This window comes from Methanobrevibacter sp. V74 (assembly GCF_963082495.1).
Taxonomy (GTDB): domain Archaea; phylum Methanobacteriota; class Methanobacteria; order Methanobacteriales; family Methanobacteriaceae; genus Methanocatella.
In genome coordinates this window covers 119047-132627 of the sequence record NZ_CAUJAN010000002.1, presented here as the reverse complement: position 1 = coordinate 132627, position 13581 = coordinate 119047, and the positions used below count along the sequence as shown (strand labels likewise).

At 31.6% G+C, this 13581-nt stretch carries 20 protein-coding genes; 18 read left to right on the top strand and 2 right to left on the bottom strand.

Features of this window, described 5'->3' with window-relative positions:
- The first annotated feature begins 48 nt into the window (after window positions 1-48).
- The 15 genes from Q9969_RS03320 to argH all read left to right on the top strand — a co-directional run bounded on the left by Q9969_RS03320 (window position 49) and on the right by argH (window position 9189).
- The gene (locus tag Q9969_RS03320; RefSeq protein WP_305554408.1) at window positions 49-249 is read left to right on the top strand and encodes a histone family protein; all 201 of its coding nucleotides are present in this window, start codon (window positions 49-51) and stop codon (window positions 247-249) included.
- Window positions 250-718: 469 nt separating this feature from the next.
- A complete protein-coding gene (rpl7ae, locus tag Q9969_RS03315) occupies window positions 719-1087 on the top strand; it encodes a 50S ribosomal protein L7Ae (RefSeq protein WP_305513967.1) in 369 nt (122 codons plus the stop codon).
- A 34-nt stretch (window positions 1088-1121) separates the two neighbouring features.
- Window positions 1122-1328 (top strand): 30S ribosomal protein S28e, encoded by a 207-nt coding sequence (locus tag Q9969_RS03310; RefSeq protein WP_305513969.1) that lies wholly within the window; start codon window positions 1122-1124, stop codon window positions 1326-1328.
- Window positions 1329-1342: 14 nt separating this feature from the next.
- A complete protein-coding gene (locus tag Q9969_RS03305; protein WP_116669817.1) occupies window positions 1343-1504 on the top strand; it encodes a 50S ribosomal protein L24e in 162 nt (53 codons plus the stop codon).
- Window positions 1501-1953, top strand: a complete 453-nt coding sequence (ndk, locus tag Q9969_RS03300) for a nucleoside-diphosphate kinase (RefSeq protein WP_305554405.1) — start codon at window positions 1501-1503, stop codon at window positions 1951-1953. Before Q9969_RS03305 ends, ndk begins: the two co-directional genes overlap by 4 nt.
- Window positions 1954-1992: 39 nt before the next feature.
- A complete protein-coding gene (infB, locus tag Q9969_RS03295) occupies window positions 1993-3783 on the top strand; it encodes a translation initiation factor IF-2 (RefSeq protein WP_305554402.1) in 1791 nt (596 codons plus the stop codon).
- Between the two features lie 38 nt (window positions 3784-3821).
- Window positions 3822-4205, top strand: a complete 384-nt coding sequence (locus Q9969_RS03290) for a 30S ribosomal protein S6e (RefSeq protein WP_305554399.1) — start codon at window positions 3822-3824, stop codon at window positions 4203-4205.
- A 62-nt stretch (window positions 4206-4267) separates the two neighbouring features.
- Window positions 4268-5482 (top strand): translation initiation factor IF-2 subunit gamma, encoded by a 1215-nt coding sequence (locus tag Q9969_RS03285; protein ID WP_305513980.1) that lies wholly within the window; start codon window positions 4268-4270, stop codon window positions 5480-5482.
- Between the two features lie 13 nt (window positions 5483-5495).
- Window positions 5496-5888 carry a PIN domain-containing protein gene (locus Q9969_RS03280; protein WP_305554396.1) on the top strand — a complete coding sequence of 131 codons (393 nt, stop codon included), beginning with the start codon at window positions 5496-5498 and terminating at the stop codon, window positions 5886-5888.
- A gap of 35 nt (window positions 5889-5923) precedes the next feature.
- The gene (locus Q9969_RS03275) at window positions 5924-6502 is read left to right on the top strand and encodes a DNA-directed RNA polymerase (protein ID WP_305513984.1); all 579 of its coding nucleotides are present in this window, start codon (window positions 5924-5926) and stop codon (window positions 6500-6502) included.
- A gap of 2 nt (window positions 6503-6504) precedes the next feature.
- Window positions 6505-6681: a transcription elongation factor subunit Spt4 gene (spt4, locus tag Q9969_RS03270; protein WP_305513985.1), complete on the top strand. Its 177-nt coding sequence runs from the start codon at window positions 6505-6507 to the stop codon at window positions 6679-6681.
- A 10-nt stretch (window positions 6682-6691) separates the two neighbouring features.
- Window positions 6692-7204: a DUF359 domain-containing protein gene (locus Q9969_RS03265; protein ID WP_305513987.1), complete on the top strand. Its 513-nt coding sequence runs from the start codon at window positions 6692-6694 to the stop codon at window positions 7202-7204.
- 12 nt (window positions 7205-7216) lie between these two features.
- On the top strand, window positions 7217-7534 hold the full coding sequence (locus tag Q9969_RS03260) for a 30S ribosomal protein S24e (RefSeq protein WP_305513989.1): 318 nt from the start codon (window positions 7217-7219) through the stop codon (window positions 7532-7534).
- 9 nt (window positions 7535-7543) lie between these two features.
- A complete protein-coding gene (locus Q9969_RS03255; RefSeq protein WP_305513991.1) occupies window positions 7544-7696 on the top strand; it encodes a 30S ribosomal protein S27ae in 153 nt (50 codons plus the stop codon).
- A 71-nt stretch (window positions 7697-7767) separates the two neighbouring features.
- On the top strand, window positions 7768-9189 hold the full coding sequence (gene argH / locus Q9969_RS03250; protein ID WP_305554393.1) for an argininosuccinate lyase: 1422 nt from the start codon (window positions 7768-7770) through the stop codon (window positions 9187-9189).
- A gap of 361 nt (window positions 9190-9550) precedes the next feature.
- Here the strand turns inward: argH and Q9969_RS03245 are convergent, their stop codons facing one another.
- Both Q9969_RS03245 and Q9969_RS03240 read right to left on the bottom strand, forming a co-directional pair.
- On the bottom strand, window positions 9551-9733 hold the full coding sequence (locus Q9969_RS03245) for a hypothetical protein (protein ID WP_305513995.1): 183 nt from the start codon (window positions 9731-9733) through the stop codon (window positions 9551-9553).
- 13 nt (window positions 9734-9746) lie between these two features.
- The gene (locus tag Q9969_RS03240; RefSeq protein WP_305513997.1) at window positions 9747-10769 is read right to left on the bottom strand and encodes an ATPase; all 1023 of its coding nucleotides are present in this window, start codon (window positions 10767-10769) and stop codon (window positions 9747-9749) included.
- A gap of 80 nt (window positions 10770-10849) precedes the next feature.
- Between Q9969_RS03240 and Q9969_RS03235 the strand changes: the two genes are divergently transcribed.
- The 3 genes from Q9969_RS03235 (at window position 10850) to Q9969_RS03225 (ending at window position 13282) form a co-directional block, all read left to right on the top strand.
- Window positions 10850-11998: an aldo/keto reductase gene (locus Q9969_RS03235; RefSeq protein WP_305554390.1), complete on the top strand. Its 1149-nt coding sequence runs from the start codon at window positions 10850-10852 to the stop codon at window positions 11996-11998.
- Window positions 11999-12007: 9 nt separating this feature from the next.
- Entirely contained in the window at window positions 12008-12883 is an 876-nt protein-coding gene (locus Q9969_RS03230; RefSeq protein WP_305554387.1) for an aldo/keto reductase, read from the top strand.
- A 231-nt stretch (window positions 12884-13114) separates the two neighbouring features.
- Window positions 13115-13282: a hypothetical protein gene (locus tag Q9969_RS03225; protein WP_305554385.1), complete on the top strand. Its 168-nt coding sequence runs from the start codon at window positions 13115-13117 to the stop codon at window positions 13280-13282.
- Window positions 13283-13581 lie beyond the last annotated feature (299 nt).

Genomic DNA, 13581 nt, shown 5'->3' with positions numbered 1-13581 from the left:
AAGCAAATTATAACTATTATTAACAAATTTAAATGTGAGGTGTAAATAATGAGTGAATTACCTATTGCACCAGTGGGCAGAGTTCTCAAAAACGCTGGAGCACAAAGAGTAAGTGATGATGCTAAAATTGCATTAACTGAAGCTATCGAAGATTACGGTAACGAAGTTGCACAAAAAGCTGTCGGTTTTGCTCGTCACGCTGGTAGAAAAACTGTAAAAGCTGAAGATGTAAAATTAGCAATCAAATAGATTTGTTAATGATTATCTTCATAGATAGTAATTTTATTTTACTATCCCTTTTACTATTTTTTCATTTTTAATTTAAATTTTTAAACTCAAAAGTTAACTGTTTTATTCTATTTTTACAAACATTTATATACTATACTATCCAATTTAATATTGTCTAGTTCTCTAGAATTATTTCATTAATTACTAAATTTTTATTTTTAGTTTTGCTAAAAATTATATGAAATTCAGAAGTATTTGTATTGAAAGTTTAATCCCTCTTATTTTTTCCCGGGATTATATTTAGTGATATATGAATTATTCAAGAATTAGTATTATTAAAACTATATTAGATTATTCTATCGAATAATTTGAGTAATTTTATAGTTAAAAAATAATCTAACTATATAGAATTACATTATATTATGATTCAAAATGAATTGTAATATCTGCCGATGGATGGCATAGCCAGATGAAAAAGGAGGTATATTTTATGGCAAACATTTATGTAAAATTTGACACACCTGAAGAATTAGCTAAACAAGCTGAAGAAGCATTAGAAACCGCACAAGCTACCGGTAAAGTAGCAAAAGGTACTAACGAAGTAACTAAATTCATCGAAAGAGGAAGTGCAGCATTAGTTGTTATCGCAGAAGATGTAGATCCTGCTGAAATCGTTGCACACATTCCTGTTCTCGCTGATGAAAAAGAAATTCCTTATATATACTTACCAACCAAAGAACAAGTTGGTGTAGCTGCTGGTTTAACTGTTGGTACTGCTTCCGCATGTATTGTTGATGCTGGTGAGGCAGAAGCTGCTGTTAGTGATATTGTAGTTAAAGTTGCTGAATTAAAAGAATAGATATATTTTTTTAGAATAATTTACGGTGATTTAAATGGAAGAAGGAACTCCTGCTGAAGTCATTGAAGTTTTAAAAAGAACTGGTATGACTGGTGAGGTAATGCAAATTAAATGCAGAATCCTCGAGGGTAGAGATAAAGGAAGAATTTTAACAAGAAACATTATGGGTCCTGTAAGAAAAGGTGACATGTTAATGTTACTTGATACAATTAGAGAAGCTAAAGAAATTAGGACTCCTTAAGAAGGTGTAAAATCATGAGAACTTGTTCATTCTGTAATAAAGAAATAGAAGAGGGTACCGGAAAAATGTATGTTAAAAGAGACGGTTCAATTTATTTCTTTTGCAGCAGCAAATGTGAAAAAAATATGATTAAACTTGGAAGAGTTCCAAGAAAAGTTAAATGGGTTAAAGAATGATTCAAAAAAGTTTTGTTATGATGAAACCTGACGCTGTTCAAAGACGTCTTATGGGTAAAATATTGTCTCGCTTTGAAGAGAAAGGTCTTCAAATCGTTGCATGTAAATTAATTCAAATTGATGAAGATTTAGCAAAAACTCATTATGGAGAGCATGCTGAAAAACCATTTTTCCCAAGTTTAGTTGAATATATTACTTCTTCACCATCTTTTGCTATGGTAATTCAAGGAGAAGAAGCTATTACTACTATTAGGAAAATTGTTGGAGCAACCAATCCTTTAGAAGCAGATCTCGGAACAATTAGAGGAGACTTTGGTATGGATACTGGTAGAAATATTATTCATGCTTCAGATGCTCCTGAATCTGCAGAAAGAGAAATTGACCTTTTCTTTAACGAAGATGAAATTTGTGATTATCAGATTATCGATAATGATTTAATTTATGAATAAATTTAAAAATTTAGAATTTTATTATTAAAGAAGATTAGCATGAAAATCAGATCCCCAATTGTGTCAGTTTTAGGACATGTAGATCATGGAAAAACAACATTATTAGATTATATTAGAGGTAGTACTATCGCTGATAAAGAAGCAGGCGGTATTACACAGCATATTGGTGCTACAGAAATCCCAAATGACACTATTGAAGAAATCTGTGGTAATTTTATTTCAAGATTAACTATCAAGGATTTAATCCCGGGATTGTTCTTTATTGATACTCCAGGTCATGCAGCATTTACTAGTTTAAGGAAACGTGGTGGCGCATTGGCTGATTTAGCTGTTTTAATTGTTGATATTAATGATGGTTTTAAACCGCAAACATATGAAGCATTAAATATTCTTAAAATGTATAAGACTCCATTCATTGTTGTTGCTAACAAAATAGATAGATTATTTGGTTGGGAGACTCATGAAGGAGCTTCATTCAAAGAATCTTTCTCACAACAAGCTCCAAGTGTTCAACAAAATTTAGACACTAAAGTTTATGAAATTGTTGGCACTCTTCACAAAGAGGGCTTCCAATCTGAAAGATTTGATAGGATAAGTAATTTTGCCTCACAAATTAGTATTATACCGATTAGCGCTAGGTCTGGTGAAGGAATTATTGAAGTATTAGCAATGCTTTTGGGTCTTGCTCAGGAATACTTAACCGAACAGCTGGAAATCAATGAAAATTCTCCTGCTAAAGGTACTATATTAGAGATTAAAGAAGAAGTAGGATTGGGTCTTACTGTTGACAGTATTATTTATGATGGGGTTTTACGAACTAATGATGAGATAGCTTTAATGACATCTTCAAATGAGGTGTTAACAACTAAAGTTAGATCTATTTTAAGGCCTCTCCCTCTTGAGGAAATGAGAGACTCCAAAAAGAAATTCCAAAAATTTGATGAAGTTGTTGCAGCTGCAGGTATTAAAATAGCTGCTCCTAATTTGGATGAGGTTGTTTCTGGTTCTCCACTTAGAGTTTTAAGTGACAGTGAGAACGTCAAAGAGGAAATCTTAAAGGAAATTGAAGATATTACTATTCACACTGATGATGAAGGTATTTTAGTTAAAGCTGATACATTAGGTTCTCTTGAAGCTATTGTTACATTGTTAAGCGAATTAAATATATCTATTCGTGAAGCAGACATTGGAGATGTTAATCGTAGAGATATTATTAATTCATCCATTGCTTTAAATGAAAATGATGCACATGGTGCAATCATTGCTTTTAATGTAAATGTTAATCCGAATTCTCAGGAAGATTTAGAAAATTCAGATGTAAAACTCTTTAAAGGCGATGTGATTTATCAGATTATTGAAGAGTATGAAGCATGGATTGACGAAATTGAGGAAGCTAAGAAAAAAGCATTTTATGATGCTATTATCAAACCTGCTAAGTTCATGTGTTTACCTAAATTGATTTTCCGTCAAAGTAAACCTGCTATTATTGGAATTGAATCCCTCAGCGGTACAATTAAACAAGGTCAAACTTTAATTAATAAAAATGGGGAATATGTTGGAGTAATAGTTAGTATGGAAGATAAAGGCGAAACATTACCTTCTATACCTAGAGGTCAAAGGGTTGCAATGGCTATTAAAGATGCTATTGTCGGAAAACAATTTGATGAAGGGGATGAATTGTATGTTGATGTCCCTGAAAAACATTATAAATTCATTGAAAGAGAATTTAAAGATAAATTAACTGAAAATGAGTTTGAAACTTTATACGAATTTGTAGAAATTAAACGTAAACAAGATCCAGATTGGGGTAAATTTGGTCTTTTTGAATAATAAAATAGTTATGAAAATAATTAATGGAGGAAAATACCATGGCATTCAAAGTTGTTGTGTCTCAAAAAGCTGAAACTTATCAAATGGAAGTTGATGATACTAAAGCTCTTAATGGTTTAGTCATTGGAGATGAATTTGATGGTGGAATTGTTGGTTTAGATGGTTACACTTTAAAAATCACTGGTGGAAGTGATAAAAATGGTTTCACTATGAAAAAAGATGTTTCAGGCACTAGAAGAATCAAAAGTTTATTAAGTGGTGGTATTGGTTATCATCCTAAAGCAGATGGTGTTAAAAGAAGAAAAACTGTTAGGGGAAACACTATTGCTGAGGATATTGTACAAATCAACACTGTAGTTGCTGAAGCCGGTAGTAAATCAATAGCTGATATTCTCGGTGTTGATGATGAAGAGGAAGAATAGTTTTACTATTTTTCTTATTTACTTTTAAGTCGAATTAAAATTATTAAAAAAGGTGGTTATCTGTGAACGTACAGTCAGATGTTAACATAGGTTTAGTTGGTCATGTAGACCATGGTAAGACAACCCTTACTAAAGCATTATCCGGAGTATGGACTGATACTCACAGTGAGGAAACTAAAAGGGGTATTTCAATTCGTTTAGGTTATGCGGATATTGAATTTAAAAAATGTCCCAAATGTGATGAACCTAAATGTTACACTACTTCCGATAAATGCGAACACTGTGGAAGCGAAACTGAATTAATAAGAAAGGTATCTTTTGTTGATGCTCCAGGTCACGAAACTCTTATGGCAACTATGTTATCTGGTGCTGCAATTATGGATGGTGCAGTGTTAGTAATTGCTGCAAATGAGTCTTGTCCACAACCACAAACTAAAGAACATCTTATGGCACTTGATGTAATTGGCGTTAAAGATGTTATTGTAGTTCAAAATAAAATTGATATTGTTTCAAAAGAAAGAGCTATTGAAAGCTATCATGAAATTAAGGAATTTGTTAAAGGTACTTGTGCCGAGGATGCTTTAATAATACCAGTATCTGCTCAACAAGGTGCTAACATTGATATATTGATTGAGGCAATGCTTGATAAAATTCATCCTCCTGAAAGGGATGTTGATGATTATGCGTTAATGCATGTTGCAAGGTCATTTGATATTAATAAACCTGGTTCTGGCGCTGATAAAATTAGGGGAGGAGTTATTGGTGGTACTCTAGTTCAAGGTATTTTTAAACTTGGTGATACTATTGAAATTAGACCGGGTCCTACCAATAAAGGTAAAAGAATTACCCTGAAATCAGAGATTATTGGTCTTGAAGCTAATGGTAAACAAGTTGAAGAAATCGGTCCTGGTGGACTTGTTGGTATTGCAACAAAATTAGATCCATCTTTAACAAAATCAGATTCGTTATCCGGAACTGTTGCTGGTGAGGAATTTACTTTACCTGATGTTTTAGATTGTTTCACAATGGAAGTTAAGTTATTGGATCGTGTTGTTGGAACTAAAGAAGAACGTGATGTTACTCCAATTAAAATTAAAGAGCCATTAATGATTAATGTTGGAACTGCAACTACTATTGGTGTTGTTACATCATCTAAAAAGAATAAAGTTGATGTTACTCTTAAATTACCGGTATGTGCAAGTTCAGGAGATAGGGTTGCTTTAAGTCGTAGAGTAGGGGCACGTTGGAGATTAATCGGTTACGGTATTATTAAATAGAGGTAAAATAATAATGGACTCTAAAGAAGTTGTAATTGATACCAATTTTTTTATGGTTCCTTTTCAGTTCAATGTAGACATAATCACTGAACTTGAAAACTTACTACCTTCTTATAAATTAACTACTCCAAGCTTTGTTATCAATGAATTGAAGGGTTTGAAAAGAAATACTAAGGGTAAAACAAGGTTAAATGCGAATTTAGCTTTGAAGTTAGCTAATTCTTCAAAAGTTGAAATAAAGGATATTTCATTACTTGAAAATGAAACTGTGGATAATGCGTTACTGAGAGTTTCAGAAGTTTTAGCTACGAATGATATTGAATTAAAAAATCGTGCAAAAAACAAAGGGATAACAATAGTATATTTAAGGCAAAAAAAATATATTGCTGTTGAAGGTAAAATATAATATTAATTAAACTTATTAAAAAATGAGGGATTATTTTGTATTATAAAACAAAAATTGAGGATACTGTAAGAATTCCACCTTACAAATTTGAATATCCTCTTGAAGAAGTTGCAATTCAAACTTTAAACGAAACCTATGAAGGCCGTTTAGATAAAAAACTTGGTTTACTCATTTGTGTTAATGAAATTGATGAAATTAGCGATGGAAAACTCATTATGGGCGATGGAGCTTCATATCATAATGTTGTTTTTGATGCTATTTTCTTTAAACCAGAGCAACATGAAATTTTTAATGGTGAAGTTATAGATATAGCTGATTACGGCGCTTTTGTGAGAATTGGGCCTATGGATGGTTTGATACATGTTTCTCAAGTAATTGATGATTATATTAATTATGATGCTAAAAGAGGAGCATTACTCGCTAAAGAATCAAATAAAACTTTAGATGTTGGTGACTTAGTAAGGGCTAGAGCAGTAAGTGTTTCTATTAAAGATGAATCTATTAACAGTAGAGATAATCATAGAAATTCTAAAATCCCTCTCACTATGAGACAAACAAATCTTGGCAGATTTGAATGGATTGAAGAAGCTAAACAAAAAACTAAGAAGGTTTAAAAATGAAAGCTTGTACTGTTTGTAAAATGATTTCTAGCAAAGACCACTGTCCTAGTTGTGGAAATCCAACTTCCGATAATTGGAGTGGTCTTTTGATTATAACTGATCCTACGGAGTCTAAAATTGCTCGTGAATTGAATATTGAGATTCCAGGCGAATATTGTTTAAGAGTAAGATAGAGGGTTTTTTGTGTTACATTTAGATGCAGAATTAAATAAAGATATAATATTGGAGCTTAAAAGACCTTTAGGCAAATTATATCCTAACTTTGAAGATGCAATTGATGATATTAAGTCTTCCGAGTATTTAATTTCTGTTGGTGATGCGACTTTCGCCAATCTTACAAAACATGGATTATATCCGAATATTGGCATAATTGACAATTTAATTCAGAGAAAAAATCATACTCATGAAGTTATACGTGCAGAGCATATTTTAAAAGCAGAAAATCCTGCGGGGTATTTGACTGATAATCTATGGGAAACCATAGGTAAGGCTCTTGAATTATCTAACAATGGTGAATGTTATGTAATTGAAGTGGCAGGGGAAGAAGATCTTGCGGTTCTTCCTTGTATAATATTGGCAAATCCGGAAACTACCATTTTATATGGTCAGCCTAATGAAGGATTAGTGCTTTTAAAAGCTCGTGATTTAAAAAATAAAGCTCAAGAACTTCTTAACGGATTTATTAAAATAAAATGAAGAGGTTTTATCATGGAAATTGAAATTTTTGAAGAAAAAGAAAATAAAATATTTAACAGAAAAGAAATTAAGTTTTATGTTGATTACAGTGGAGAAGCAACTCCTAAAATATTGGATGTTAAATCTAAATTAGTTGCTTTATTAAACAGTAAAAAAGATTTAGTTGTAGTTGATAAGATACAACCACACTACGGTGAACCTAAAGCATTAGCTTATGCTAAAGTTTACGATACTGTAGATGATTTAACTTACATCGAAGCTAAACATGTTGTTGCTAAAAATGAAGAACCTGAAGAAGAACCTGCTGAAGAAGCAGATGCAGAAGAATAGGTGATTTGAATGGTAAAAAAATCTGATTTATATGAAGTAGATGGAGACAAAATTGTAAGAAAAAACCAAATTTGTCCTCGTTGTGGTGATGGTGTATTTATGGCTGACCATGGTGACAGGGTTGCCTGCGGTAAATGTGGATACACTGAAATGAAAAAATAAGATTTTTTTAATCTTTATTTCTTTTTTTTTATTTATTTTTGATTTTTATTTATTTTAAAGAAGGGATTCTTTTGGATAACATTAGAAATGGTCGTTTTAAGACTGGAATGACTGATGAAGCAGCTGAATACACTTCATCACTTGAAGCGGATAAAATTATTTTTGAAGCTGATATTAAAACTAATTTTGCACATACTTCTATGTTGAAATATGAAGGGATCATTGATGCTGAAATTGCGGATAATATTTTATGTGCACTCGATTCACTTAAAGAAGAAGGTTATGATGTATTAGTCTTTGATCCTTCAGTTGAAGATGTTCACATGGCAATTGAGAATTATGTTACTAATAAAATTGGTTCTCAAGCCGGTTTTATGCACACTGCCAAATCCCGTAACGATCAAGTTGCATGTGATGTTAGATTAGTTTTAAGAGAGAAAATCATTGAAATTCAAATAGGCATTTTAGAATTTATGGAAGGATTGGTTGAAATGGCTGGAGAACACTTAGACGATGTTTTCATTGGTTTTACACACTTGCAGCATGCTCAGCCAATTACAATTGCTCATCATTTAATGGCTCATGTACAGGCATTAAAAAGAGATTATGAACGTTTGGCGGATACATATAAACGTGTCAATTTAAATCCATTAGGTTCAGCAGCTATGGCCACTACTAGCTTTCCTATTAACAGACAATTAACTACTGATTTACTTGGATTTGATGCTTATTTGGAAAATTCCATGGATGGCGTTTCAGCAAGGGATTTTATTGCAGAATCTATCTTTGATTTTGTTGCATTGTCTTCAACACTTGCAAAAATCTGTGAGGAATTGGTTTTATGGAGTACTTATGAATTTGGTGTTATTGAAATGGCAGATGAATATTCATCAACTTCTTCTATTATGCCGCAAAAGAAAAATCCTGATGTAGCTGAACTTGCCCGTGGTAAAACAAGTATTGCTACCGGTGAATTAATTACTATTTTAACAATTCTTAAGGCTATTCCTTATACTTACAACAGGGATTTACAAGAGATAACTCCTCATTTATGGAATGCGATTAAAGTAACTCAAGATACTTTGTCTATTGTAACCAAGATGTTGCTTTCAGTTGAATTTAAAGTTGACAGATGTGCAGAGCTTGCTGGTAAAAACTTCGCAACTGCAACTGATTTGGCTGACATTATGGTTCGTGAAAAACAGATTCCATTCAGAACCGCTCATAAGATTGTTGGAAGAATTGTAAATGAAGCTAGTGCAAGCAGTATGGCTGAAGAGGATATCACTTCTAAATTCATTGATGAAATTGCAGTGGAATTAGGTTTTGATGAACTGAACTTAAATGGTGATTTAATTCAAAGAGCCTTAAATCCTGCTGAAAATGTTAGAATTCGTGCTGTTCCTGGAGGTCCGGCTCCCGAAATGGTTGAAATGGCTAGAAGTAACATTAAAGAATTTTTAAATGAAGAATTCGAGAAAAAAGGAATATGATTCCTTTTACTTTTTTTATTCAAAATAATTTAGGTATTCCTAAACTTTATATACTTTTATAGACAATAAAATATTGTCGATATAATTTTTGGTTATGCGGCATGGTTATTTAATAATTTGACTTTGATGGAAACTTATTAATTATTCCTCAATGAATTCAATAAGTAAAGCTCAGCTCCATTATAGTCATCTTATTTTTATAATCATTTATTTTGAAGCTGGGACATGATTAGTGTTCAAAATAAATATAATTTCCAAATTTGATTTATTTTTGAATTATTAAAATAATTGTATAATTTTTATTCATATAAGGTATACAAAATTTTGAGTCATGTCACGTCCTCATTTTTCAAAAAAATAATTATTCAGAATCTTTATGCTTTTTAGATTTTAAATAATTTTCATGTATTTCATCAGCTAAATCTTGGTTTCCTTCAATGATAGGTCCTGTATAATCACAGTCATAACAAACCCATTGGGACCAATTTTGCGGAATGATCCATTTCACCTTATCTGATCCACATCTCGGACAAATATTTTTCATATTATTACCTCTTTTAATTTATTTTTTTTGTAAAACTCCAAATCAAATCAAGTGCTTCACCCGGTTCGAGTGCACCTGAACGAGTTTCTCTTAGTATTCTCTGTATTGAAAATTTCCTCATATATGGAAATTTTTTGTGAACTTCATAAAGAAGGGGACAACCAAATCCTTTAAACTCTTGTAAATCATATTTCCGGATTAAGGATTTTATCTCTTGTTTTCCAACACTCAAACTAGCTGGAAGGTTTAATCGATATAATGATTCTTCTTGCAAATTCATACATTGGCTGCCAGTTGCAAGCATATCTCCGAAGATAATTATTGGAATTTCTTTATCTTTTGCATATTCCTTAACTAATTCCAATGTGTTTTTAGAACATTTTCCACAAGGGTGAAGATTGCCTGTAAATGATTCTTGGATTACTTTCGTGTAGTTAGATGGAATATATTCATGAGCTATTTCTAAACGATTGGTTAGACTTTCAATATTTTGTTTAAATTGCTTTGGCAAAATTATAGTTCCCGGATCAACCGTAACTGCAATGGGATTGAAACCTAACTTTTTAGCCAATATAAGTGAAAAACTACTGTCAACACCACCTGAAAGTGCAACAAGGGCTTCTGTATTTTCTGATTGTTCAAATTCATTTTGAGCGAAATAATCATCGAAGTTGAAACTATAAATCTTATCTAATTTATTATCAATTGTTTTTTCTAGGTTTTTTAAGCCGGTTGAATTCAAGTTCAAGTTATGCAATGTTTTTTTAGATAATTTTAATTTATATTCCTTATTTAAAAAGTCGCCATAACTTTCAACATGAATGCTATTTAGACCCAATTTTTCTCTAAGTTTACCTACTACCCAACCGCCTTTTCCAATAATGGATGATTTGTCTGGTCTGTCTTCAGTTATAACCCATAATTCATTAGTTTTTTCATCAAAATATATTTTTTCAATGAAAATATTAACTTTATCATGACCGATTTCTTCTCGAATGGAATTAACTTCATTTAAAATGAATTCTTTTTCATACATTATATTTTATTTATGTTAAACTACCTTAAATATTAAACTTTTAATTATATAGAAATTAAATAGTAGTATAGAGGAGTTATATGCAATATCGTGAACTAGGCAATACAGGCATTAAAGTATCTGAAATTGCTTTTGGTGCTGAATTTTTGGTAGAAAGGTCATATGAAGACACTGAAGAATTAATTAAAGTATGTGAAGCTAATGGGATTAATTTTGTTGACTGTTGGATGAGTGAACATGATGTACGTTCCCATTTGGGAAGGGCTATTAAGGATAATCGTGAAAATTGGGTAATACAAGGCCATCTAGGGGCTACCTGGCAAAACAATCAATATGTTAGGACCCGTGAAATGGATAAAGTAATTCCTGCATTTGAAGATTTTATGCAAAGATTTCAAATTGACACATTAGATTTCGGCATGATTCATTATGTGGACCAAATTGAAGATTATGAAGAGATAATGAACGGTCCATTTATGGAGTATGCTAAAAAACTTAAAGGAGAAGGAACAATAGCTCACATTGGATTAAGTACACATAATCCCGACATTGGATTATTGGCTGCTGAAAATCCAGAAATCGAATTATTAATGTTTTCAATTAACCCGGCATATGATATGTTTGGTGCAATGGATGATATTGAAGAATATAGAAAGGAAGATGCATATGATAATGAACTATCAAGTTCAAATCCTCAAAGGGCGGAACTTTATGAATTATGTCAAAATAATGGAACTGCACTGACAGTAATGAAAGGATTTGCTGGTGGAAACTTACTTTCAGATGAAACGTCTCCATTTGGCGTAGCTTTAAGCCCAATTCAGTGTATACATTATTGCTTAGAACAAAAAGGAGTAAACAGTATTTTTGTAGGTGTTAAAACTCCAGAGGAATTAATGGAGTCTCTTAAATACTGCGATGCAACACAGTCGGAAAAAGATTATAGTGAAGTTTTAAAAAATGCACCTAAACATTCATTTGAAGGGCAATGTACATATTGTGGCCATTGCGTTCCATGTGCTTCTGAAATTGATATAGCTATGGTGAATAAGTTATTTGGTCTTGCAAAAAATCATGATGAAGTACCTGCGAGTGTCCAGGAACACTACAACAATTTAAAGTTCAATGCATCTGAATGCATATCCTGTGGGGACTGCCAACCAAGATGCCCATTTAATGTGCACATTGTTGATGTAATGTTGGATGTGCAAGATTTATTTGGATTTTAAGGTGATAAAATGCAATATTTAACATTAAACAACGGTATTAAAATGCCAATACTTGGATTTGGAGTATATCAAATACCTCCAGAAGATACAGAACAAGCAGTACTAGATGCAATTAGTGCAGGTTATAGATTAATTGATACAGCACAAAGCTATTTCAATGAAAAGGAAGTGGGTGAAGCTATTGGAAAATGTGGAGTTCCACGTGAGGAATTATTCATCACAACAAAAGTATGGATTGAAAACTATGGATATGACAAATGCAAATCATCTGTTTTAGAATCCTTAGAAAAATTAGGCTTAGATTATATTGATTTAGTATTGCTGCACCAACCGTTTGCAGATTACTATGGTGCATATAAGGCACTAGAAGAGTTATATGAAGATGGAATCATCAAAGCTATAGGAGTATCAAATTTTTATCCAGATAGATTAACTGATATCTGTTTATTTGGACGTAAGATAATTCCTGCAATTAATCAAGTTGAAATTAATCCATTTAATGCTCAATATCCAGCTCAAGCCAATATGGAGAAAAATGGTGTTCAAATTTCTGCATGGGCTCCATTTGGGGAAGGAAAAGATAATATTTTTACTAATGACACTCTTGTTGGAATTGGTGAAAAACACAATAAGACGGTTGCCCAGGTGATATTGAGATGGTTGTTACAAAGAAGCATAGTCGTTTTATCAAAGTCAACTCATAAAGAAAGAATGGAAGAAAATATTGATGTATTTGATTTCGTTTTAGATGAAGAGGACATGTTGGAAATAATGAATCTTGATAAATCTGAAAGCTTATTTTTCAATCATCAAGACCCGGAAGTTGTTGAATTGTTCAATGACCTAGTTGGAGCTATAAAAAAACAAATGCATAATGAAAAATAGCTATCGTGTTTTACTTTTGTATAAAATAGAGGTGGAAAAAAAATATGATATATGTATCATTAATAGCGTTAATCTTAGCAATAGGAATACTATACTGTACCAAAAAAACAAAGATACAAAAATATTATTCATATTACTTGCAATATGTCTAATAATAAACTTCATAATATAGAGTTAATCTAAAATAAAACTCTATTATTTTAAATTTTTTACAAAAGAGAGTGAACAAAAATGAGTGAATACACAAGCATAAAAATAAGTAAAAAATTAAACGAAAGAATGCAATTAATAAAAAAACAAAACAATTACAAAAGCATTAATGAACTATTAGAAAAAACACTGGAAAAAACAGTAAACGAAAACATGGAAGTAATCCAAGAACAACCATTATTTATGTAGTGAAACACCAATAACATGGACAGAACTAAAACAAAGCACCAATGGTACAACATGGAACCAAGGAAACGAAACCGTAACTGTATTATTTAAAGATAATCAAGGTGCTTTCCTCAGATTTGAATATGAAAATGAAGTGGAAGTAGAATACTACCATTTCATTTAAAACTAATTTTTTTCAATAATTATTTAACTCTTCAAGTTTGAATAATCTTTCCATAAATGTCATTCATTTTATCCTATTCTGATTTAAGTATTGTTTTTATTTATTCTTTGATTAAAATTTTCATTTTATAACTGAG